The 20,434-nt window shown below is 42.0% G+C and carries 23 protein-coding genes, 1 tRNA gene and 1 other RNA gene; 17 read left to right on the plus strand and 8 right to left on the minus strand.

What is annotated here, in order from left to right:
- Nucleotides 1-121 precede the first annotated feature (121 nt).
- Nucleotides 122-194: transfer RNA gene (locus tag LCM11_RS14100), tRNA-Arg, on the plus strand.
- Between the two features lie 307 nt (nucleotides 195-501).
- Here the strand turns inward: LCM11_RS14100 and LCM11_RS14105 are convergent.
- Genes LCM11_RS14105 through modA form a run of 3 tightly spaced genes read right to left on the minus strand, consistent with a single transcriptional unit; the run spans nucleotide 502 to nucleotide 2,612 of the window.
- On the minus strand, nucleotides 502-1,131 hold the full coding sequence (locus tag LCM11_RS14105; RefSeq protein ID WP_224894919.1) for a sulfate/molybdate ABC transporter ATP-binding protein: 630 nt from the start codon (nucleotides 1,129-1,131) through the stop codon (nucleotides 502-504).
- 15 nt (nucleotides 1,132-1,146) lie between these two features.
- Entirely contained in the window at nucleotides 1,147-1,824 is a 678-nt protein-coding gene (gene modB, locus LCM11_RS14110; RefSeq protein ID WP_224894943.1) for a molybdate ABC transporter permease subunit, read from the minus strand.
- Nucleotides 1,825-1,844: 20 nt separating this feature from the next.
- A complete protein-coding gene (modA, locus tag LCM11_RS14115) occupies nucleotides 1,845-2,612 on the minus strand; it encodes a molybdate ABC transporter substrate-binding protein (RefSeq protein ID WP_224894920.1) in 768 nt (255 codons plus the stop codon).
- 101 nt (nucleotides 2,613-2,713) lie between these two features.
- Between modA and LCM11_RS14120 the strand changes: the two genes are divergently transcribed.
- The 3 genes from LCM11_RS14120 (at nucleotide 2,714) to LCM11_RS14130 (ending at nucleotide 4,040) form a co-directional block, all read left to right on the plus strand.
- Nucleotides 2,714-3,370 carry a M50 family metallopeptidase gene (locus tag LCM11_RS14120; protein ID WP_224894921.1) on the plus strand — a complete coding sequence of 219 codons (657 nt, stop codon included), beginning with the start codon at nucleotides 2,714-2,716 and terminating at the stop codon, nucleotides 3,368-3,370.
- Between the two features lie 203 nt (nucleotides 3,371-3,573).
- Nucleotides 3,574-3,678, plus strand: a complete 105-nt coding sequence (locus LCM11_RS14125) for a YjcZ family sporulation protein (protein WP_087946016.1) — start codon at nucleotides 3,574-3,576, stop codon at nucleotides 3,676-3,678.
- 107 nt (nucleotides 3,679-3,785) lie between these two features.
- Nucleotides 3,786-4,040 carry a hypothetical protein gene (locus LCM11_RS14130; RefSeq protein ID WP_224894922.1) on the plus strand — a complete coding sequence of 85 codons (255 nt, stop codon included), beginning with the start codon at nucleotides 3,786-3,788 and terminating at the stop codon, nucleotides 4,038-4,040.
- Between the two features lie 38 nt (nucleotides 4,041-4,078).
- Here LCM11_RS14130 and LCM11_RS14135 read toward each other — a convergent pair whose 3' ends face one another.
- Nucleotides 4,079-4,273, minus strand: coding sequence for a hypothetical protein (locus tag LCM11_RS14135; protein ID WP_224894923.1), 195 nt, complete (start codon nucleotides 4,271-4,273; stop codon nucleotides 4,079-4,081).
- Nucleotides 4,274-4,406: 133 nt separating this feature from the next.
- On the opposite strand from LCM11_RS14135, the gene aldA reads away from it, so the two are divergent.
- On the plus strand, nucleotides 4,407-5,858 hold the full coding sequence (gene aldA / locus LCM11_RS14140; protein ID WP_224894924.1) for an aldehyde dehydrogenase: 1,452 nt from the start codon (nucleotides 4,407-4,409) through the stop codon (nucleotides 5,856-5,858).
- Between the two features lie 34 nt (nucleotides 5,859-5,892).
- On the opposite strand, the gene LCM11_RS14145 is transcribed toward aldA, so the two are convergent.
- Together LCM11_RS14145 and queF are read right to left on the minus strand one after the other, a co-directional pair.
- Entirely contained in the window at nucleotides 5,893-6,699 is an 807-nt protein-coding gene (locus LCM11_RS14145; protein WP_224894925.1) for an aminoglycoside N(3)-acetyltransferase, read from the minus strand.
- Nucleotides 6,700-6,725: 26 nt separating this feature from the next.
- Entirely contained in the window at nucleotides 6,726-7,220 is a 495-nt protein-coding gene (gene queF / locus LCM11_RS14150; protein ID WP_224894926.1) for a preQ(1) synthase, read from the minus strand.
- Nucleotides 7,221-7,636: 416 nt separating this feature from the next.
- Between queF and acsA the strand changes: the two genes are divergently transcribed.
- From acsA to LCM11_RS14170, 4 genes are all read left to right on the plus strand, one after another.
- Nucleotides 7,637-9,346 (plus strand): acetate--CoA ligase, encoded by a 1,710-nt coding sequence (gene acsA / locus LCM11_RS14155; RefSeq protein WP_224894927.1) that lies wholly within the window; start codon nucleotides 7,637-7,639, stop codon nucleotides 9,344-9,346.
- A 183-nt stretch (nucleotides 9,347-9,529) separates the two neighbouring features.
- Complete coding sequence (locus tag LCM11_RS14160) at nucleotides 9,530-10,828, plus strand: purine/pyrimidine permease (RefSeq protein ID WP_224894928.1); 1,299 nt, start codon at nucleotides 9,530-9,532, stop codon at nucleotides 10,826-10,828.
- A 38-nt stretch (nucleotides 10,829-10,866) separates the two neighbouring features.
- Nucleotides 10,867-12,186, plus strand: coding sequence for a lysine N(6)-hydroxylase/L-ornithine N(5)-oxygenase family protein (locus LCM11_RS14165; protein ID WP_224894929.1), 1,320 nt, complete (start codon nucleotides 10,867-10,869; stop codon nucleotides 12,184-12,186).
- 101 nt (nucleotides 12,187-12,287) lie between these two features.
- The gene (locus LCM11_RS14170; RefSeq protein WP_224894930.1) at nucleotides 12,288-12,800 is read left to right on the plus strand and encodes a type 1 glutamine amidotransferase domain-containing protein; all 513 of its coding nucleotides are present in this window, start codon (nucleotides 12,288-12,290) and stop codon (nucleotides 12,798-12,800) included.
- A 49-nt stretch (nucleotides 12,801-12,849) separates the two neighbouring features.
- On the opposite strand, the gene LCM11_RS14175 is transcribed toward LCM11_RS14170, so the two are convergent.
- On the minus strand, nucleotides 12,850-13,275 hold the full coding sequence (locus tag LCM11_RS14175) for a PH domain-containing protein (RefSeq protein WP_224894931.1): 426 nt from the start codon (nucleotides 13,273-13,275) through the stop codon (nucleotides 12,850-12,852).
- A gap of 72 nt (nucleotides 13,276-13,347) precedes the next feature.
- Between LCM11_RS14175 and LCM11_RS14180 the strand changes: the two genes are divergently transcribed.
- A complete protein-coding gene (locus tag LCM11_RS14180) occupies nucleotides 13,348-14,115 on the plus strand; it encodes a DUF3891 family protein (RefSeq protein ID WP_224894932.1) in 768 nt (255 codons plus the stop codon).
- Nucleotides 14,116-14,183: 68 nt separating this feature from the next.
- Here LCM11_RS14180 and LCM11_RS14185 read toward each other — a convergent pair whose 3' ends face one another.
- Entirely contained in the window at nucleotides 14,184-15,473 is a 1,290-nt protein-coding gene (locus tag LCM11_RS14185; protein WP_224894933.1) for a LysM peptidoglycan-binding domain-containing protein, read from the minus strand.
- An 81-nt stretch (nucleotides 15,474-15,554) separates the two neighbouring features.
- Between LCM11_RS14185 and tadA the strand changes: the two genes are divergently transcribed.
- The 7 genes from tadA (at nucleotide 15,555) to LCM11_RS14220 (ending at nucleotide 20,034) form a co-directional block, all read left to right on the plus strand.
- Nucleotides 15,555-16,031, plus strand: coding sequence for a tRNA adenosine(34) deaminase TadA (gene tadA, locus LCM11_RS14190; RefSeq protein ID WP_224894934.1), 477 nt, complete (start codon nucleotides 15,555-15,557; stop codon nucleotides 16,029-16,031).
- A gap of 53 nt (nucleotides 16,032-16,084) precedes the next feature.
- Nucleotides 16,085-16,350, plus strand: an RNA gene (ffs, locus tag LCM11_RS14195) — signal recognition particle sRNA large type.
- 437 nt (nucleotides 16,351-16,787) lie between these two features.
- Entirely contained in the window at nucleotides 16,788-18,512 is a 1,725-nt protein-coding gene (gene dnaX, locus LCM11_RS14200) for a DNA polymerase III subunit gamma/tau (RefSeq protein WP_224894935.1), read from the plus strand.
- Between the two features lie 28 nt (nucleotides 18,513-18,540).
- Nucleotides 18,541-18,858 carry a YbaB/EbfC family nucleoid-associated protein gene (locus tag LCM11_RS14205; RefSeq protein ID WP_014641333.1) on the plus strand — a complete coding sequence of 106 codons (318 nt, stop codon included), beginning with the start codon at nucleotides 18,541-18,543 and terminating at the stop codon, nucleotides 18,856-18,858.
- 11 nt (nucleotides 18,859-18,869) lie between these two features.
- Nucleotides 18,870-19,466, plus strand: coding sequence for a recombination mediator RecR (gene recR, locus LCM11_RS14210; RefSeq protein WP_014641334.1), 597 nt, complete (start codon nucleotides 18,870-18,872; stop codon nucleotides 19,464-19,466).
- Nucleotides 19,466-19,696 carry a YaaL family protein gene (locus LCM11_RS14215; protein ID WP_224894936.1) on the plus strand — a complete coding sequence of 77 codons (231 nt, stop codon included), beginning with the start codon at nucleotides 19,466-19,468 and terminating at the stop codon, nucleotides 19,694-19,696. The genes recR and LCM11_RS14215 overlap by 1 nt, the downstream gene beginning before the upstream one ends.
- A 74-nt stretch (nucleotides 19,697-19,770) precedes the next feature.
- The gene (locus LCM11_RS14220) at nucleotides 19,771-20,034 is read left to right on the plus strand and encodes a pro-sigmaK processing inhibitor BofA family protein (RefSeq protein WP_224894937.1); all 264 of its coding nucleotides are present in this window, start codon (nucleotides 19,771-19,773) and stop codon (nucleotides 20,032-20,034) included.
- The last annotated feature ends 400 nt before the right edge of the window (nucleotides 20,035-20,434 follow it).

The raw sequence follows: 20,434 nt of genomic DNA on the forward strand, positions 1-20,434 counted from the left end.
AGACAGACAAACTATATTTTATCATATCCGTAGAGTTGAAGTAACAGGAAGGAAGGAATTTGAGAAGAATTCACTTTTCATTCAAGCCTATGTTTTGTATAATATTACATGTACGCTTTTTGCCCCCGTAGCTCAGGGGATAGAGCATCGGTTTCCTAAACCGTGTGCCGCAGGTTCGAATCCTGCCGGGGGCATTAGTATCGTAACTGAAAAGACCCGGCATCCTTTCATGGATGCCGGGTCTTTTTTTGTACAAAAAAACCGCAGCTTTACCTGCGGAAAAGTTGGAGGAGGAGTAAGCCATTTGCTCTTAAGGTTAACAAATGGCCATCCTCAAAGTCATTATAAACAAACTTTGGAAAAGTTATACAAAAATAAAGACGTTGGAACAGAATTCCAACGCCCGAGAGAGACATTACTTTAATCTACAGGTATTCAAACAAGTATATGTCTTATAATTTCATCATAACATATTATTTAAAAATAATAAAAAGTGAATCCTTACCAAAATTCGTCTGGAGATCCTAGCTTACCCTGATCCATGGGAAGGATCCGGTCGCCAAGTTTCCTGGCTTCCTCTTCATCGTGGGTTACGAGGATGATAGGGATTTGCCACCTGCTATGAAGTCGGAGTAGTTCCTGGTGACACTGCTCCCTCGTTTGTCGATCCAGGGAAGAAAATGGCTCATCCAGCAGCAAAGCCCTGGGCTTAGTGGCAAGAGCACGGACTAAGGCAACTCGCTGCTTTTCTCCTCCTGATATTTGATGAGGGTAGCTTGTCATCAAATGTTGAATACCAACTACTTCAGTTAATTGCCGGACTAATTCATCATCATTAGAACCATATTGGATGTTTTTTTGGACAGTCATATGAGGAAACAGTGCATAATTCTGAAACAAGTAGCCAATACGCCGTTTTTGAACCGGAACTTTGGATTTTCCGTCGAAGAGCTTCTCTCCGTTCAGCTCAATCTGGCCTTCGTCCGGGTGACTCAGACCAGCTATACAGTTAAGAGTAGTCGTTTTTCCAGAGCCTGAGGGGCCAAATAAAATGATAATTTCGTTTTGAAAAGAAGCCGTTATATCAAGGAGAAAGTGATTGAGACGTTTTTGAAAATCAAGGTTTAGCATAGATTAGGCCTCCTGCTAAGATTTACGATTGAACAAAAGTACGTTACGCCTGGTCCACCAATTCAACCATAAGGTGGAACTAAAACCCAGGGCTACAATAATAAGAACCCACATTTTTGCCTGCTCCATACGTCCAGCTTCAACCGCGAAATAGATGGCTAACGGAATGGTATCCGTCTGACCTGGAATATATCCTGCAATCATTAAGGTGGCCCCGAATTCTCCAAGTGCCCGGGCAAAGGAAAGAACCGTTCCGGCCAGCAATCCCGGCCATGCCAAAGGAAAGGAAATCGTAAAGAAAACCTTCAGTCTGGAAGCCCCCATCGTTAAAGCCGCATTCTCTACGTTTGAATCATAATTTTGAAATGCAGCCGACGCACTCTGGTACATAAGTGGAAATGAAACGACTACTGCAGCAATTACAGCACCTATCCAGGAGAACACAACTTGCACACCAAACCAGTCCATTAGCCATTTACCCAGTATTCCGTTTTTCCCAAATAGATAAAGCAGACCGAAACCTACTACAGTGGGTGGTAAAACAAGGGGTAGTAGAAACACAGATTCTAGAATACTTTTCCCGGGAAATAAATTTCTGGAAATGACTCGGGCAAGTATTACCCCGGCTACAAAAACAAGCAGGGTAGCAATGGCTGCGATTTTTAAAGATAAGAATAGAGGAGAATAGCTCATAGTCAACATTCACTTCCTGCTTACGATTGAAATCCGTATTTTTTCATAATCTCTTTTGCTTCTTTCGTACTGAGAAAGTTTAAAAAATCAGTGGCTTCTTGCTTGTACGTACTGTCAGATAAAACAGCCCCCGGGTACACGATCGGTTTATGTAATTCAGGATCGATTTCTGTCAGCACTTTAACCTGATCTGATATTTTAGCATCACTCATGTATACAATTCCATAAGATACATTCCCGGATTCTACATAAGTTAAGACTTGGCGTACATCACTGGCGAAAACCAGCTGCTTTTCGATTAACTCCCAAAGGTGAATCTTTCGGAGGGCCTGTTTCGTATAAGAACCAGCAGGAACACTTTCGGGTTCTCCCACTGCTATTTGTGATTCAGGTGGTAGATTCGCCAAAGTTTGCAAGGATGTTAATTCGTTATTGCTTTGCGCTCCGATTATAACCAGATGGTTAGAAGTAAAGTTTCGGCGAGTTTCCGATTCAATTTTCTTACCAGCTTCAAGCTGGTCCATCCACTTTTGATTAGCAGACAAGTACAAGTCTACAGGTGCTCCTTGTTCGATTTGACGGGCCAGCTTGCCAGAACTGGCTAAATTCAATTTAATGCTAACGTTATGATTAGTTTCATATGTATCGGTTAATTCTTTCATGACATCTGTTAAGCTGGAAGCTGCTGAAATAGTCAAGCTCTTTTTCTCTTCCGAAGAAGCAGAGCACCCGGCTAATGGTACAATTATAATGAGGAAGGCAAGTAAACGTAACAGCTTTATTTGCATCTTTTCTGCCTCCTTATCGTGATTTCCGCTATAGAACATTATATCGCTCGAGAAAAGTTAAGTACAAAGAAAAGATATTACGAAAAGAAAGGATATCACCAATGAAAACACAAATTATTCTTGGACTCATCGTGGCTTTGTTACTAACTCAAATGCCTATCGTTGGAAAGTACTTTGCGATTCTGAACACGATGATCCATGAAAGTGGTCATTCGTTAACGGCCCTCATTACGGGAGGTGAGGTGCGCAGAATTTCTTTGCTGCCCAACACTTCTGGAACTACATTAACGGGGCATTCTTCATGGATCAGTCATTTCTTAACCAGTATTTCAGGTTATGTTTTTGCCTCTTTTTTTGCATTCATCTTTTTTTATTTAATATCCAAAGGGCAGTATAAGTGGATGATTTATATCCTTCTTGCTTTTTTAGCGGTTAATTTAGTCTTTTGGGTGCGAAATGGTTATGGGCTCTTCTGGGTAATTACGTTTGGGGCAGGATTTATCTGGTTGTTGCGAAGCGGTAACCAGACATTTATTGAATATGTGCTCGTATTTTTAGCATCGCTTGTTTTTGTAGAGGCAGTTACAAGCGCTTTTGAAATTATGTGGATTAGTTTCGTCTCCCCGATGCAGGCTGGTGATGCTGCCAACTTAGCACGTGCTACTAAATTTATACCGGCACCCTTATGGGGGATGGCTTTCTTTACCCAGTCTTTATACTTTGCCTGGCTCGGAATAAGACGATTTTTTCCTCTGTAATCCTCGAGGGCTCTAAAGGAAACCTTCCGTTTATTTAGAGTAGTGTTCGATTCTTTAGGTGGGCGGTTCCTTAAGTAAACAAACGATTATTGTCCGGAAAAATAGGGTTAACAGAGCCCAAAAATAAAAAACTCCGCTCCTGCCCTGTCATCCCTTCCTGAACTGAATATGGTAGTAAAGTAAGCAAGAGAGGAGGGAATGAAATGAGCGGAGGATACGGTGGCGGTTTCGCCCTACTAGTAGTATTGTTCATCCTTTTAGTTATCATTGGTGCATCTTATGTAGGTGGCCGTGGTTACGGGTATTAAAAATAAAAGGCGGGAATATATCCCGCTTTGTACATATAATGGAAAGTTTGTCGGATAGTGCATGTGGGTACCGTAAAATAGAATAAGTTCATGGAGGAATCCCGCATATGAATCTAAAAGACCGTTTAATTACCAATGGTTTTGATCACATTGATATTCTTCTGATTGACGATCAAGGTGAGCAGACCACTGTACCCGATATCACCCTGCATAAAGTGAATAATCTGGAGTACAAGCTTTATTTGCAACCAGAGACCATACAGTACCACTTAGACAAAGAATACCCTTACTTTGAAGCGGAGCAAAACAGTATAGATGGCCGTGAGAAAACAGTGAAGGGTTACGTATTGGAATGGAAGTAAAGTCCTGATTTCAGGGCTTTTTTTAATGCCATGTAAATTTATTTTTTACGCTTCGCACGTTTTATTCGTTCTTTACGGTCTGCATAGCCGCCTATAATCAGAAGAATTCCAGAAGCGAACAAAACCATGGATACCATGAGGTCTTGAATCTGGAACAATAAAATAATAGCTGCGATGATGTTGCCAATACCTATAAGTCCTAAAATGATAAACATTTGGTTTTGTTTTTTCATCGTTTTTCCTCCTTTCTTATTGCCTCAGGGTTTATATTCTTTCACTAAACCTTCAGGGATAACATATCTGCTTGTTTATAATTTGTAAACAGGTGGAATGCACTGGGTAAATACCAATCAGGAGGTTATCATCTTGCAGACACACCAATTATATATTAATGGTCAATATATAGAATCTGAAGGAAATGAATGGATTAAAGTTCTTAATCCAGCAACCGAACAAGTTATTTCTCAAATACCGAAAGGCACTAAAAATGATGTAGAGAGCGCCGTAAGCGCTGCTGCTGGTGCCCAAAAAGAGTGGGAACTTACCCCAAATATTGAACGAGGAAAGATTGTACGAAAACTTGGCGATGAAATTGAAGTAAATCGTGATAAGTTTATCGATCTCTTACAGGAAGAGCAAGGGAAAGATTACGAACTGGCAAGCGGAGAAATTGATTTAGCGATAGATTATTTCCGTTATATGTCAGAATGGGCGAGAAGAATTGAAGGCGATGTCGTCCCAAGTGATCGTCCGAATGAAAATATCTTTATTTATAAGAAACCGATAGGCGTTGTAGCAGGAATTGTACCATGGAACTTCCCTATGTTTATTCTGGCTAGAAAAGTAGCTACGGCTCTTGTGACAGGCTGTACTATTGTATTGAAGCCTAGTCAGCAGACGCCGAATACAGCTATGGAATTCACAAAAATTATTGATAGTATGGAAGAAATTCCAAAAGGTGTGTACAACTTAATCACGGGTACAGGCTCTGAAATCGGTAATACCTTAGCTTCTCATAAAAATGTTCATATGATATCCATGACGGGAAGCGTTGGAGCCGGTACGAAGGTTATGGAAGCAGCAGCTCAAAATATTACCAAGGTCAACCTGGAGCTGGGTGGCAAAGCGCCTGCCATTGTAACAGCTAATGCAGATCTTGATATTGCTGTAGAAAGCATTCTTACCTCAAGACTTGCCAATAATGGTCAGGCATGTACGAACGCTGAGCGGGTATATGTCCACGAAAGTAAAGCAGAAGAATTAATTGAACAGCTTAAAAATAAATTTGAATCCTGCACACTCGGCAACCCTCGTGAAAATAAAGATGCTGATGTAGGTCCACTTGTAAGCCAGGACCGTCTGGAAGAAGTGGAAAGTATGGTTAAACAGGCTGTAGATGAAGGGGCAAAAGTTGAAACTGGCGGTGAACGCGGCGATCAAGATCAGGGCTATTTTTATAAACCGACCATTTTGACGAATGTCACCCACGACATGGCCATTATGCAGGAAGAAATATTTGGCCCGGTTATTCCAATCACCACTTATCAAACACTCGATGAGGCCATTGATAAAGGAAATGATACGGAATATGGACTATCCTCTTCCGTCTACACCGATGATTTGAATGAAGCTATGCGAGTAGTCAATGAATTGAAATTCGGTGAAACGTATGTGAACCGTGAAAACTTTGAAGAAGTGCAAGGCTATCACGCAGGCATGCGTAAGTCAGGCCTTGGCGGTGCTGATGGAAAACATGGAATGGAAGACTTCCTTGTTACACAGGTCGCTTATATGCAATATAAAAATGATAAAAAATAAAAAAAGAAACGGTGCCGGATTAGGCACCCTTTTTTTAATGATCTTTGCTTTTTAACCATTCTGCGGCATAGTCCACCGCTTCAGGCATGGAAAACAGCCTGGAGTGAGCCAGGCCAATTTTGCCGGTGACCACCATTTTCTCTTGCTCAAATTGCTCTCCTATTTCTTCGAAGGAATCGTCATCAAACTCAATATCTTTATAAATGGTCCATTTGGGAGCTCCCTCCACTTGCAGAGGAGCCCCGTTTTCTTTCAGGTTACGAGTACCTGCACGGTATTCTGATAGATGAAAACTGGTATTGGCATCATAACCGGTACCTAATAATAGCACCTTTGCATCCAATTTATAAGCTTTTCCGAGTGGAGAATGATCGCTTAATGAATAATCTAAAGGATGTTCGCTCGTAATCTCGCGGGCATTCTTACCCCAGGCTGAAATAGAAAACGCGGGATGATGACTCCGATGGACATCGGGAAACTTCCGGAATAATTCAGGAACAACACCCAGATAAGTGGAAGGAGTTTTCTCCGGATCATAAGCTGGCATGGTCTGGCGAATTGTCTCGTGCCAGTGTTCAGGAACCGGCGGATTCTGCCATTCAGCGGGATCAGACAAGGTAGGAGAATGGGTTTGAATAACCAATGTACCTTCACTTGTCAGGGCATCCATTAAGGCTTGAATAACGGTCTGCGGACCGCCGCTTACCCAGCCCAGTGACTTCATAGATACATGTACAAGCAGCGTCTCGCCGGGTTTTACCCCTAAGTCATGTAAATCTGTGGTTAAAGAGGCTAATGTATTTGGAAAACGAGTTTCTGCGATTACATCTTTTTCGGCCATTCTGGCTTCCCCTCTCTGCTGAATCGTTAGCGATTATCAATTTTTTCAGGATACAGATCATGATTCATCATTCGATGATCGGCCATCTGTTCGAATTTAGTAGAAGGCTTTCCGTAGTTACAGTAAGGATCAATGGAAATTCCTCCTCGTGGTGTGAATTTCCCCCATACTTCGATGTAACGTGGGTCCATCAGTTGAATGAGGTCGTTCATAATGGTGTTCATGCTGTCCTCGTGAAAGTCACCGTGGTTACGGAAACTGAATAAATATAATTTTAATGACTTACTTTCCACCATCAGACGGTCTGGGATATAGCTGATGTAAATGGTGGCAAAGTCCGGCTGACCGGTTTTGGGGCAGAGGGTCGTAAATTCAGGGCAATTAAATTTTACAAAGTAATCACGGTTTGGGTGCTGATTCTCAAAGGTTTCCAATACCTCCGGATCATATTCAAAGGAATAAGCAGTTCCTTGATTTCCAAGCAGAGAAAGGTTTAAATCATCTTCATTACGTCCAGGCATTATGAACACTCCTAGCAAAAGTATAGTGGCCACCTCAGGTTATCCATTTTCTGGATGACCTGAGGTGGAAGTTAATTCCATTACAAAAGCCGCAACCCTAAGGGCTGCGGCTTGGTTCTTCAGCTTCCTTAGTTTTTTATAGAGGGGGTGGCTAAGAAACCTCTATTTTTATGGGTTCTAACGCTGTTTTTATTATATAAACCCCTTTTAAAACTGTCAATTTCAGTCGTATTTGCGGCTTTTTTATGTAAATTCTTGGGCATAACACTTTAAAAATAGGTGGAAGTAACCTAGAATAGTAAATAAATCATGAAATATTCAGAAAACATCTTAGAAACTCTGATTTGAATTTTCAGGGTTTTCTTACCCAATCTTGAGAAAACGGTTACAAAAAAACAATCTAATGAGGTGATCTTATGGACATGCAACCAATACCAGCTCGATCAGGCAACCACAACATGGAAAACTACAAAGAAACGTACGAACAATTCAATTGGGATGATGTGAAAAGTAATTTCACATGGAGTCAGACTGGAAATGTAAATATCGCTTATGAAGCGATTGATAAACATGCTGAAGATCCACAGAAGAAAAATCAGGCAGCTTTGATCTACACATCACCTGAGCGTGAAGAAAAGCTGACGTTTGAAGAATTAAAAGTAAAGAGTAACCAATTTGCCAATGTATTAAAAAAACATAATATAGAAAAAGGCGACCGTGTATTCCTGTTTATGCACAGAAGTCCCGAGTTCTATGCTGCTTTCTTCGGAATACTTAAGGTTGGGGCAATTGCAGGTCCATTATTTGAAGCATTTATGGAACAGGCCGTCCGTGACCGGCTGGAAGATAGTGAGGCCACCATGCTGATCACCACTCCAGAACTTCTGGATCGTGTCCCCGTAGATGACCTGCCCAACTTGAAGCAAATAGTGCTTGTAGGGGGAGATGCTCCTGGCAACTACATTTCCTATGAAGAGGAAATGGATCAGGCTTCTGAAGAGTTTGATATTGAATGGGTAGACCTCGAGGACGGTATGCTCCTTCACTATACTTCTGGCTCTACAGGAAAACCTAAAGGCGTTTATCATGTGCACAATGCCATGATCCAGCACTATCAAACTGGTAAATGGGTCCTTGACCTGAAAAAGGATGATGTTTACTGGTGCACAGCTGACCCTGGCTGGGTAACGGGTACAAGCTATGGCATATTCGCTCCTTGGCTAAATGGTGTAACAAACGTGATCCGTGGTGGAAGGTTCAGTGCGGATGATTGGTATGGGACGATCGCCGAGCAAAACATTTCAGTCTGGTATTCAGCTCCCACAGCTTTTCGTAAACTATTAAGCGCTGGAGAAGAAGTCGCAGCTAAACATGATCTTTCTACATTGAGACATGTTTTAAGTGTAGGAGAGCCACTTAACCCTGAAGTTATTACCTGGGGTCTTAAAGCCTTTGACCTGCGCATTCATGATACGTGGTGGATGACTGAAACTGGAGCCATGCTAATCTGTAACTATCCAGCTATGGATATCCGTCCAGGTTCAATGGGTAAACCATTCCCGGGCATTGTTGCGGCTATCGTAGATAATGAGGGGAATGAACTGCCTCCTAATCAAATGGGTAACCTTGCTATTAAAGAAGGATGGCCTTCTATGATGCGTGCCATCTGGAACAATCCAGGTAAATTTGAAAGTTATTTCTTAAACGGCTGGTACGTATCTGGAGACAGTGCTTATCAGGATGAAGAAGGATACTTCTGGTTCCAGGGACGTTTGGATGATGTCATTAATACTTCCGGAGAGCGTGTTGGTCCATTTGAAGTAGAAAGTAAATTGATTGAGCACGAAGCCGTAGCGGAAGCAGGGGTTATTGGAAAGCCTGACCCTGAACGCGGCGAAATCATTAAAGCTTTTGTAACACTCCGGGACGGATATGAAGAATCAGAAGATTTACTTGAAGACATTCGTCAATTCGTTAAAAAAGGCTTAAGCGCGCACGCAGCACCAAGAGAAATTGAAATTAAGGATACGATCCCTAAAACGCGCAGTGGTAAAATAATGCGCCGTTTGCTGAAATCCTGGGAACTTGGACTGCCTACTGGAGATACTTCAACGCTTGAAGAATAATAGAATAATCTTGGTCACCAGGGTGCGTACAGACTTCTGTGCGCACCTTTTTTTAATGAAAACATATCGAAACGTGTTTCACGTGAAACACGAGCATCGATTAAGACATTCAGCGAAATGCTATGTTAGGATAATAGAAGAAATTAAAGGAAAATGATTGAAAAGAAAATGCAGGTGTGACCTATGAGTGAACAACCCAATTCTCGAATGGGAACAGCCCTTGAGACTTCCCAGTGGTTTGTGTTTCTACTGGCTAGTGCAGTGGCGCTCCCTATCGTAATCGGATCAATTTTTAATTTGAATTTTGAAGAAGTTGCTGGTTTAATGCAGCGGACTTTTTTTGTAGTTGGCGTAACCTCTTTTTTACAGGGGATGTTCGGCCACAGGCTGCCTATTATGGAAGGACCTGCTGGATTATGGATTAGTATTTTTGCTGTGATGGCCTATTCGGGAGCTGAAGCTGGAAAGAGTTATATGGAAACTCTCCAAACCTTGCAGGCAGCTATGTTATGGACCGGGGGCTTTCTTTTATTATTCGGTGTTTTCCGCTTGGCTCACCGGGTTTTATTTGTGTTTACACCTCTCGTAACCGGTGCTTTTCTTTTTTTACTTACCGTTCAATTGAGCGGTACTTTTTTGAGAGGAATGTTAGGAATTCAGCAGGAGGTTGAGTCCATCCATTTAGGACCGGCAGCTGTAGCTTTTCTTACGTTTTTATTAGTATTAGGATTGTCGATTTTCGGAAAAGGCTGGCTGAGAAGTTATGCTGTACTGTTAGGTATAGGAGCCGGGTGGCTCGTGTATGAAGCCGTAATTGGAACTTCTCCTAAGGATACTGGAAATCTTGGGGCTTTTTCCGTGCCTGAATGGTTGGCGTGGGGACCGCCTGTTTTTGAATGGAATGTAATTCCTCTTGCTTTCATAACAGCTGTCATTCTTTTGTCCAATATCGTAGCATCGGTTGTGGCTGTCAGTCATTCTATTTATGGAAAGCCGGCTTTTACATACCATCAGATCAATCAAGGAAGTAGTTTTTTAGGAGTTACCCACGGGGTTTCCGCTATGTTTTCATCCATTGCTAATGTTCCGCTTGCTTCCTCATCAGGCTTTATTAATTTGACAGGGCAGAAGAGGAAGCGGCCTTTCTTATACGCTTCTATGATTATGGTCGTCATTGCCTTCTTTCCACCCCTGGTCACCTTTATTTCCGGCATTCCATCCCCTGTGGCAAATGCTGCTTTATTGGCAACGTTTGTTCAATTAATGGGACTTGGGCTGAGTAATATGGCGAGTGAAAACCTGGATGAAAGACGACTAACGATCTTATGTGTGTCCTTTCTATTAGGGATAGGATTAATGTTTCTGCCCTCCGAAGTATTCCAGGGCCTTCCGGGCATTGTGCAAAACTTAATGAGTAACGGTTTATTAGTAGGAACAGTATTAGTTATCTTTATGGAGCAGCTTTGGAAAGAATCAAACTAATCATCATAGGGTAAAGTGATGACAGAGGAAGTGATTATATGGATGAACAAATATATGATTTGATCGGTATTGGCATTGGTCCTTACAATCTTGGACTGGCCGCATTAGCAGATCAGACACACGATATAGATGCGATATTTTTTGAGAGGACTCCTGAATTTATATGGCACCCGGGTATGTTAATCGAAAAAATGGATTTACAAGTTCCATTTCTCGCTGATTTGGCGACGTTTGCTGATCCCAAAAGCCCGTATACATTTATGAATTACCTGTATGAGCATGACCGGATGTTCCCATTCTTTTTCCACCGTCACTTCGAAGTCCCAAGACAGGAATACAACGATTACATGCAATGGGTAGCGAATCAGCTCGATTCTTTGTACTTCGGCCATACGGTGCTTGACGTTATAGATAAGAAAGATGCCGAGCATCCGCATTACGAAGTGATTGTAGAAGAGAAAGCAACAGGTGAAAGAAAATACGTGAAATCGAAACATGTCGTTCTGGGTACAGGAAACGAACCTCTTGTATTAGACGGTATGGAGGATTTACCGAATGAAGATGTTCTTCATACCAGCCGATATTTGTTCGAAAAACAAAACCTGCTTAAAGCAAAGCATGTAACGGTGGTAGGATCCGGTCAAAGTGCCGTTGAAGTGTTCCTGGATTTATTAGAGGAGCAGGAACGCCAGGATATGAAGTTGACCTTGTTAACAAGGTCAGGCGGTTTGTTTTCTTTAGATAAAGCTAAATTTGCTCAAGAGGCTTTCACCCCGTCCTATGTTGATTATTTTCACAACTTGAGCTTTGAGCAGCGGGAGCAGACGTTAGATACCTTAAAACCGCTTCGGAATGGAATAGATCCGCAGACATTAACCCAGCTTTATACGAAATTGTACCACCGGACGGCCGGTCAAAGAGACAGTCGGGTTCTCATCCAGCCTATGACGGAAGTTCAGGGAATTGAAGCTGTGCAAGATGGGTATGAACTGTCTTGTAAGCAATGGCAGGAAGATGTCGATTATACGTATCATTCTGAAAAAGTAGTATTAGCTCTTGGATATAAGCCTCATATTCCATCATGGTTTATGAATCGTTATAAGAATGCCATTGAATGGGAAGGGGAAAACGTATTCAAGGTTACAAGGGATTATCAGCTGGTCTTTAACGATAACCGCGATCACCACTTTTTTACGTTAACCAACCTCGTTCATTCGCACGGAGCGGGAGCCACAAATCTTGGGCTGTCTGTGCATCGTAACGTTCATATTATCAATACCATTGCAGGCAGGACAGTTTATAAAAATCAGCGGGATACCACTTTTCAGCAGTTTTCCATGAAAGATTTCGAAAGCTGATTATCCATTTATTTGAAGTTGATCAGGTTTAACATTCATCCATACGGGAAGATATCCTATGTGTTAAAAATTAACTATGTCATTCAAGGAGATGATTGAATATGAGTAAAATCGCTTGTGTCGTAACATCTATGTTTGAAGATGTAGAGTACACGAAACCCGTAGATGAATTCAAAAGTGAAGGTCATGAAGTGACCACAATAGAATGGGAAGCAGGTAAAGAAGTAACAGGTAAGCAAGGCGATGCTACTGTTAAAATTGACGCTTCCATCGATGATGTAAAGCCGGAAGATTTTGATGCTTTATTGATTCCCGGAGGATTCTCACCTGATCAATTACGCGGAGATGAAAAGTTCGTTAAATTCGCTAAATATTTCATGGATGAGAAAAAGCCAGTCTTTGCAATCTGCCATGGTCCGCAGCTTTTAATTACTGCTAAGTCCCTGGAAGGCCGTAAAGCTACAGGTTTCAAATCTATTGCTGTCGATATGGAGTATGCAGGAGTAGACTTTGAAGATAAAGAGGTTGTCGTTTGCGGCAATCAGCTGGTTACAAGTCGTAATCCAGATGACATCCCGGCATTTAATCGAGAATCACTTAAACTTCTAAAATAAATAAAGTCTTACCCTAAAGAATAAGTCACGAGGATCTTCTCCTCGTGACTTATTTTCTATAGAGAGGTAATTCGATTTTTGCTGAGGGACATTTAGCTTCCAACAATTTTTTGAATTTTTCATCATCTTGTGGTACTGAAATCAAAATCGTTTTATAATGAGACTGGGTGATTGCGATTCTTTTAAAGGTCCAGGCTGGACTGGAGAGGGGATTGTACGTGTAGGAAACGGATTGAATGTCAGATAGGGGGATGGTTTTAATAATAGGACCAAACGTCACAATCAGTGAGTCTTCTGTGATTTCGTGGTAAGAACGGACGAGTGCCCATAGTAGAGGGATGGAGACGACGATCATGATGATAAGACCGATCCACCCTTCGACGAAGTCTTCTGTAAACAGTCCAATCATGCCAAGAGGTATTAAAGCTAAAACTAACAGGATAAGAATGGGATTCTTTTTTACAGGGAATTTCATAGATATCACCTCTGTTAAAAGTATAGCACTAATGAACAGCTGTACATAAGTGAGAGATGAAGGAGGAAGTCGATGATTGTCAATGAGAAGGAACACCATTTTTTAATGATTGAACAACATGAACACGCTAAGATTTCCGGGCAGATCGTACGAAACTGGAAGAAAGATTTTTTGCTTCGTTCAAAACTTAGAGAAGAAGCGGACTGGGCGGTTTCCCAGCATGACCGTGCGTGGATTCCTCTGGATAAAGATCCAATATGGAATGAAGAAAAAAATAGACCTTATTCGTTTATAGATTATCCCCTCACTGAGAAGCTGGAGGCTTATCAGCGTGGTATCGCGGAGGCTGCTGATCAATCTCTGTATGCCGGGATGCTATGCAGCATGCATTATCAATCTTTTTTTTCGGAGGATAGTGATGATCCAGAGATTCGTTCTTTTTTAGCGGATGAAACGGATAGACAGAAAAACCTGTATCAAGCAATGAAGCGGGATATTCCTAAGGATATCTATCAGCTCCATTTCCAGAGGCTGCAGTTTTGTGATGATCTTTCTCTGTATATCTGTATGCAGGAACCTGGTATTTCTAAGGACGAAGAAGTTTCCTGGTTTAAAAATGGATTCAGGCAGTCATTCGATTTTGCACCCGGCGGTATCATGCCTCAATGGGTAGATGAAAAACAGGTATCTTTACGCCCTTTTCCTCTCGAGTATTCCTTTGAAGTTCAGATTCCTTACCGTATGGTTTCAAAGGAGGATATCGAGAAGAAAGGATTAAAAGAAGCTTACCATCAGACAGAAATCAACCATAGAGAGGTTGTGTTTGTTCCTGCCGATTAAAGTAAGCTTTTACATTCCGCTTTCAGACAGCCTGAGATATCTCTGCATCCCTGTCTGGAGCGGAAATATTATTGATTTTTTTCTACATTAAATTGACTACTTAAGAGCAGCCAGTTTTGAGGAAAGGACAATCCCAGTTTCCAATAGCTGATTCCTCTTAATCCTCGATTTTTAATAAGGTCGAACTTTTGTTGAATGGACCTTGCATCTTCAAACCATACTTCATGATCACTCCCAGACGCATCTGTATAAGTGAAAAAGGGAGCTTGTTCTTCCTCATCATAAGATATATTCACATTATTTTCCCGGGCAATCTGGATGGCTCTTTGCGGGCTTACGGCTTTGGCAAACTCTCCCCCTGGTTCATAAGGCAGGGTCCAATCATAGCCATATAGGTTCTGACCTAACAGAATTTTATTCGCAGGCATTTCGGTCAAAGCGTAATCTACGACCTCTGTAACAGGTCCGATAGGTGAAACCGCTCGAGGAGGTCCTCCACTATAGCCCCATTCATAAGTCATCAGCACAACAAAATCCGCAATTTCCCCATGTGCTTTGTAATCATGTGCTTCGTACCACAGACCTTCTTGATCGGCACTTGTTTTAGGAGCAAGGGCTGTAGACATAAGAAGTCCCTCGGCGGATAGACGTTCTTTGGCTTTTCTTAGAAATTGATTGTAATTCTCTTTTAATTCCGGAGGCAGAAATTCCATATCAAAATGAACATCCCTAAAACCGATTTCTCGGGTCGTTTGGATAATATTATCGAGTAAAGTATTTTGAAGATCTTCATTTGTTAAAATCGTTCGGCCTAACTCTGCGCTGAATCCATCTTCAGCTAGATTTGTCACGACCATCATTAACGAAGCGTCATTGTTATCCGCAATGGCTTTAAAATTATCCAGAGGAGGAGCTTTTAGGGAACCATCAGGTTGAATTTCATAACTGAATGGTGCTAAATAAGAAAGTAAAGGTGCACGGTTTTCTGCAGAAGACTGTAAAGTATCCGACACTTCTCCACCAAAAGGTTCAATATAAGCATTCGCCGAGGTGTTAACAGGCGGTTGTTCCGGGATGTATAAACGGAAGCCTGGCTGGAGAGTCTGATTGACTTGAAGGTTGTTCACTTGTGCCAGCTCTTCAGCTGTTGTGCCAAACCGGCTGGCAATGGAATATAAACTGTCGCCGGGCTGGACAAAATAAAACTGCCCAACAATCGGGACCACGATTGCCTGCCCTACAACCAGATCACCAGGGGTTTCCAGTTCGTTTGCATCAATGATAGCATTTGGCGTACTATCATAGAGGTTAGCTATCGAAAATACAGACTCCCCTGATTGGACCACGTGGATCTGCATGTAGATCACTCCTTTCTCATCTTTATAAATGTATGAGAAGGAAAAGGGGAATAACACTTACATTTTCAGAAGGAGATCTCTATGAATAACGATGAACACTATATGCAATTAGCTATAAAAGAAGCTAAAAAAGCAGAAGCTGAGGGAGAGGTCCCGATTGGAGCTGTGATCGTTCATAATGATGAAGTGATCGCTCGCGGATATAATCAAAGAGAGGGTTCTCAGTTAGCTTCTTCCCATGCAGAATTCATTGCAATTGAGAGGGCAAACGGAATCATCGGCAGCTGGCGGCTGGAAGATTGCACTCTCTACGTAACGCTTGAACCTTGTCCGATGTGTTCGGGAGCAATTCTGCAGTCGCGAATACCGAGAGTGGTTTATGGAGCTAAAGATCCCAAGGCCGGATGTGCAGGGACTTTGATGAACCTGCTGGAAGATGATCGCTTTAATCATCGAGCCGAAGTGGTTCCCGGCTTAATGGAAGATATGTGCGGACAATTGCTTACTGATTTCTTTCGAAGAATTCGTTCTCAGAAAAAGGGTAAGTCCAATTTATAATTATTTTTAAAAAAGGATTGCATTATTCGCTATGCCTCGATATAATAGTAATGTCGTGCTAAGCGGGGAGGTAGCGGTGCCCTATACTCGCAATCCGCTATAGCGAGGCCGAATTCCCGCCCGAGGTGGCAAGGTCTCAAGGCCTGCCTCATGTGAGTGGTGTTGACATTCAGGTCCTGCGCAACGAGAACCAGTGAACCCTGTCAGGTCCGGAAGGAAGCAGCAGTAAGCTGACCATCTCGTGTGCCGCGGGAGTGCCTGGATAGAGCCACAACCATGAGTAACGCTTGGGGCCTCGCCATCGAAGGTGGGTGCACGGCATTACATAAAGAATGACCCAGAAAGCTGTTATGATACTTTATCATAACAGCTTTTTTTTATAGGCTAGGTTAAACGTGGCTCTGTTTTTAAATAGGGACTTATTGAACTAAAGGGCCGGATTGTGTAAGACTCCGTTTCGAGATATTGTGTGGAGAAAGGTTCTCCAGGAAACAACTCGCTTTCCGGCCCTGCACGATGCAGGGTCGCAGGAAAGCGAGTTGTTTCCGCAGCCATCCCTTCTCTATATGAAGTAACGGACCTGATTTATCTCGAAATCAAGTCTTCATCAAACGGGAGCTTTACTTTAAAATCAACACTGAGATTTAACTGAGCCTTTTATATAGGAAATATCTAAAACACTCAAATGTCTAAGGTTCACATCCAAACCTTCAATCGGGTATAATGGAGAAGAGACTAAAAAGGGAGAACGGTTATATGAGCTATCAGGCTTTGTATCGTGTCTGGCGCCCGAAAAATTTCGAAGATGTTGTTGGACAAACTCATATTACGCGCACATTGCAAAATGCCATTGAGCAGGATAAGTTTTCTCATGCTTATTTATTCTCAGGGCCCCGTGGTACAGGAAAGACCAGTGCTGCGAAAATTTTTGCTAAAGCGGTTAACTGCGAACGTTCCCCTGCCAAGGAACCGTGCAATGAGTGTTCAGCATGTCTAGGCATACAGGATGGATCCATATCCGATGTCATTGAAATTGATGCCGCTTCTAACAACGGAGTGGAACAAATTCGGGAGATTCGGGATAAGGTCAAATATGCCCCCAGCGCGGTAACTTACAAAGTATATATTATTGATGAAGTTCACATGCTTTCCATGGGAGCTTTTAATGCGCTGCTAAAGACATTGGAAGAACCACCTCAGCATGTCATATTTATTTTAGCAACCACGGAACCCCATAAAATTCCTTTAACAATCATATCGCGTTGTCAGCGTTTCGATTTTAAACGGATTTCACAAAAAGCGATGGTTGAACGTATGAAAGGGATAACAGCTTCCGAACAGATCTCAATTGCTGAAGAAGCATTAGAGATCGTAGCTCTTACAGCGGAAGGCGGAATGAGGGATGCCTTAAGTCTGCTTGACCAGGCTGTCTCTTATAGTGAAGAGGAAGTAACGATTGAGGATGTGCTTGCCGTTACAGGAGCGGTATCTCAAGGCAGACTGGCTGAGGTCGTTCAGGCTCTTCATGACCATGAAGTAAAAGATGCATTAGAAGCTGTGGACGATTTGATTCAGCAAGGAAAGGATCCTGGACGCTTCGTTTTTGATTTGATCTACTATTTGAGGGATATACTGCTCTTTCAAAGTGCTCCAGACTTGGCGCATAACTTAGAACGAGCGATACCTGATGATACATTTCGTAAATTATCCGGAGAACTTTCCGCTTACTGGATACAGCAGGCGATCCGAGAATTGAACCAGTGTCAGCAAGAAATGAAATGGACCACAAGTCCAAAGGTATTCATCGAGATCGCTCTCCTTAATATGGTGGAGGTAAAGCCGGATACTGCACCTGCCTCTGCACCTGCTCAGGATTCTGAAAGCGTCAGGGAACTCTCAAAGAAACTGAACGAACTCGAGAAGGAATTAAGTTCACTTAAGCAACAAGGAGTACAGTCCCAGCAGGAACAGGCTCCTCAAAAACCAAAGCGCACACCTGCAAAATCCGGCAGAAGAAGTTATAATGTTCCATATGAGCGAATCCGGCAAGTTTTAAATGAAGCATCTAAAGAAGAAATTAAAAATGTCCAAAGCCGGTGGGCGGACTTTATGGAAGCTTTAAAACAAAGTAACGCTCCAGCTCATGCCACATTGTTGAATAGTAAACCAAGGGCTGCCTCTCCTAAAGCACTTGTATTAGCATTCAGGTACGATATTCACTGTTCCTTAGCTTTGGAGCACCAGAAAACGATTGAACCGCTTCTCACAGAATTTACAGGGAAGCCCTTAACCATCATTCCTATTCCTGAAGCCAACTGGCAGGAAGTCCGGGAAGAGTTTGTGCAAAAGCAAAAAGCAGCACCGGGTGAAGAAAGTGGAGAAGATGATGAAACAGAAGGAGAATCTTCTCAAGAAGAGGATCCTCTTGTATCAGAAGCAAGAAAGCTTGTTGGTGATGATTTAATAGAAATACAAGACTAAGTTTGATTATATTTAAGGAGGAATTGCCATGCGTGGTGGAGGAAACATGAACAATATGATGAAACAAATGCAGAAAATGCAGAAGAAAATGATGAAAGCTCAGGAAGAGCTTTATGAGATGACGTTTGAATCTTCTGCAGGCGGAGGAATGGTTAAAGTAACAGCTAATGGTAAAAAAGAAATCACGGACATTTCTATTAACGAAGAAGTAGTCGATCCTGACGATGTAGAAATGCTTCAGGATTTGATTATTACGGCAACCAATGATGTTATTAAACAAGTGGATGATAAAACCAACGATACAATGGGTGAATTCACGAAAGGTATGCCTGGAGGAATGTTCTAGGAGGAGTATTCATGTATTATCCTGAACCGATATCAAAACTGATCGACAGTTTTACAAAGCTGCCAGGGATCGGCCCTAAGACGGCTGTCCGTCTGGCTTTTTTTGTCTTAGAAATGGAAGAAGATGACGTACTGGATTTTGCAAAGTCATTAGTAAATGCAAAACGAGAGCTTACCCACTGCTCTACTTGCGGTCATATTACAGACCAGGACCCTTGTTCGATCTGCCAGGATGAATCCAGAGATCAAACCCTTATCTGCGTAGTTCAGGATCCTAAAGATGTCATTGCGATGGAGAAAATGAGAGAGTTCGGCGGAAAATACCATGTGCTGCATGGAGCTATTTCTCCTATGGATGGCATTGGACCTGAAGACATTAATGTAGAAAGTCTCATTAATCGGTTAAAAGATGAAGGGATTGAAGAATTAATTCTCGCCACCAATCCTAATATAGAGGGAGAGGCTACAGCTATGTATATATCACGGTTGGTTAAACCCTCTGGAATACGTATGACAAGAATTGCTCACGGACTTCCGGTAGGGGGAGACTTGGAATATGCGGATGAAGTAACCTTGTCCAAGGCTCTTGAAGGGAGAAGAGAACTTTAATGAAGGTGGCTGCCAAATTTCGCAGGAAAAAAGGTAGAGCTAAAGATATGGATCAGCAGCTTCTTATGAACATTAGGCAATTGAAAAAGGAATGGGAAAACCTGAACAGTATTATCGATCAAAGTATTGAACCAAGCGAAGAGGGTTTGAAAGAGCTCGCCCTTACTAAATCGAAATACTTATACCTTCTTAGAGAAGCACGACACCGGGGTCTTAACGCACTTTCTTAAATATTCATTCATAAACCCTTGTCCAGACTCATAGGCTTTTTTAGTGAGAGTCATTATTGGACAGGGGGTTTTTTATGGATCCGGTGCTTGTCATTCTATTATTAGGGTTGACCATCCCTTTTCTTCTTATTGTAGGTTTGCCTTCCGCTCCTATTAAGTGGGTAGGGCAGGCAATTACTCGTTTGATTGTTGCAGTAATTTTGTTGTTTTTTATCAATTTGTTTGGAGCCCAGTTTGGATTACACATTCCTATCAATGGTTTTACAGCTATTGCTTCCGCTTTATTAGGAGTACCGGGAGTGATCTCCATAACTGCGATTCATTTATGGATCTTATAGTAATAGGAAGAGCCAGGGGAGAGTGGACCCTGGCTCTTTGTCTGTGTAAGGAAGATGATCAGCCCTTCAAAGCTAAGTGAAACATCTATGAAACTATAAATTTAAAAAATATACAAAAAGGTGTTGCCAACATTATTTCAGCGTGGTATATTATTACTTGTCGCATTAAGACAGCACGGCAAGCCGGCAACGGCAAGCCAAAAATCATTTTAAAAAAAGTTGTTGACTTAAACGAGTCACAATGATATGATTATTAAGTCGCTGTTTTGAAGCGGCAAACGAAAACTTTTGATCTTTGAAAACTGAACGAACCAACCAGTACGTCAAGATATTCTTTCAATATAGAAGGAATTCAAACAAGCACATTCGGTGTGCAAAGAGCTAATCAATCTCAACTTTT

This window comes from Halobacillus halophilus (assembly GCF_020171985.1).
In the GTDB taxonomy this organism is placed as follows: Bacteria; Bacillota; Bacilli; order Bacillales; family Halobacillaceae; genus Halobacillus; species Halobacillus halophilus_A.

What these genes read in the sequence shown, in the direction of transcription:
- LCM11_RS14105 (WP_224894919.1), bottom strand. Translation starts at nt 1,131, where the DNA reads ATGCTAAACCTTGATTTTCAAAAACGTCTCAATCACTTTCTCCTTGAT.
- modB (WP_224894943.1), bottom strand. Translation starts at nt 1,824, where the DNA reads ATGAGCTATTCTCCTCTATTCTTATCTTTAAAAATCGCAGCCATTGCT.
- modA (WP_224894920.1), bottom strand. Translation starts at nt 2,612, where the DNA reads ATGCAAATAAAGCTGTTACGTTTACTTGCCTTCCTCATTATAATTGTA.
- LCM11_RS14120 (WP_224894921.1), top strand. Translation starts at nt 2,714, where the DNA reads ATGAAAACACAAATTATTCTTGGACTCATCGTGGCTTTGTTACTAACT.
- LCM11_RS14125 (WP_087946016.1), top strand. Translation starts at nt 3,574, where the DNA reads ATGAGCGGAGGATACGGTGGCGGTTTCGCCCTACTAGTAGTATTGTTC.
- LCM11_RS14130 (WP_224894922.1), top strand. Translation starts at nt 3,786, where the DNA reads ATGAATCTAAAAGACCGTTTAATTACCAATGGTTTTGATCACATTGAT.
- LCM11_RS14135 (WP_224894923.1), bottom strand. Translation starts at nt 4,273, where the DNA reads ATGAAAAAACAAAACCAAATGTTTATCATTTTAGGACTTATAGGTATT.
- LCM11_RS14145 (WP_224894925.1), bottom strand. Translation starts at nt 6,699, where the DNA reads ATGGCCGAAAAAGATGTAATCGCAGAAACTCGTTTTCCAAATACATTA.
- queF (WP_224894926.1), bottom strand. Translation starts at nt 7,220, where the DNA reads ATGCCTGGACGTAATGAAGATGATTTAAACCTTTCTCTGCTTGGAAAT.
- acsA (WP_224894927.1), top strand. Translation starts at nt 7,637, where the DNA reads ATGGACATGCAACCAATACCAGCTCGATCAGGCAACCACAACATGGAA.
- LCM11_RS14160 (WP_224894928.1), top strand. Translation starts at nt 9,530, where the DNA reads ATGAGTGAACAACCCAATTCTCGAATGGGAACAGCCCTTGAGACTTCC.
- LCM11_RS14165 (WP_224894929.1), top strand. Translation starts at nt 10,867, where the DNA reads ATGGATGAACAAATATATGATTTGATCGGTATTGGCATTGGTCCTTAC.
- LCM11_RS14170 (WP_224894930.1), top strand. Translation starts at nt 12,288, where the DNA reads ATGAGTAAAATCGCTTGTGTCGTAACATCTATGTTTGAAGATGTAGAG.
- LCM11_RS14175 (WP_224894931.1), bottom strand. Translation starts at nt 13,275, where the DNA reads ATGAAATTCCCTGTAAAAAAGAATCCCATTCTTATCCTGTTAGTTTTA.
- LCM11_RS14180 (WP_224894932.1), top strand. Translation starts at nt 13,348, where the DNA reads ATGATTGTCAATGAGAAGGAACACCATTTTTTAATGATTGAACAACAT.
- LCM11_RS14185 (WP_224894933.1), bottom strand. Translation starts at nt 15,473, where the DNA reads ATGCAGATCCACGTGGTCCAATCAGGGGAGTCTGTATTTTCGATAGCT.
- tadA (WP_224894934.1), top strand. Translation starts at nt 15,555, where the DNA reads ATGAATAACGATGAACACTATATGCAATTAGCTATAAAAGAAGCTAAA.
- dnaX (WP_224894935.1), top strand. Translation starts at nt 16,788, where the DNA reads ATGAGCTATCAGGCTTTGTATCGTGTCTGGCGCCCGAAAAATTTCGAA.
- LCM11_RS14205 (WP_014641333.1), top strand. Translation starts at nt 18,541, where the DNA reads ATGCGTGGTGGAGGAAACATGAACAATATGATGAAACAAATGCAGAAA.
- recR (WP_014641334.1), top strand. Translation starts at nt 18,870, where the DNA reads ATGTATTATCCTGAACCGATATCAAAACTGATCGACAGTTTTACAAAG.
- LCM11_RS14215 (WP_224894936.1), top strand. Translation starts at nt 19,466, where the DNA reads ATGAAGGTGGCTGCCAAATTTCGCAGGAAAAAAGGTAGAGCTAAAGAT.
- LCM11_RS14220 (WP_224894937.1), top strand. Translation starts at nt 19,771, where the DNA reads ATGGATCCGGTGCTTGTCATTCTATTATTAGGGTTGACCATCCCTTTT.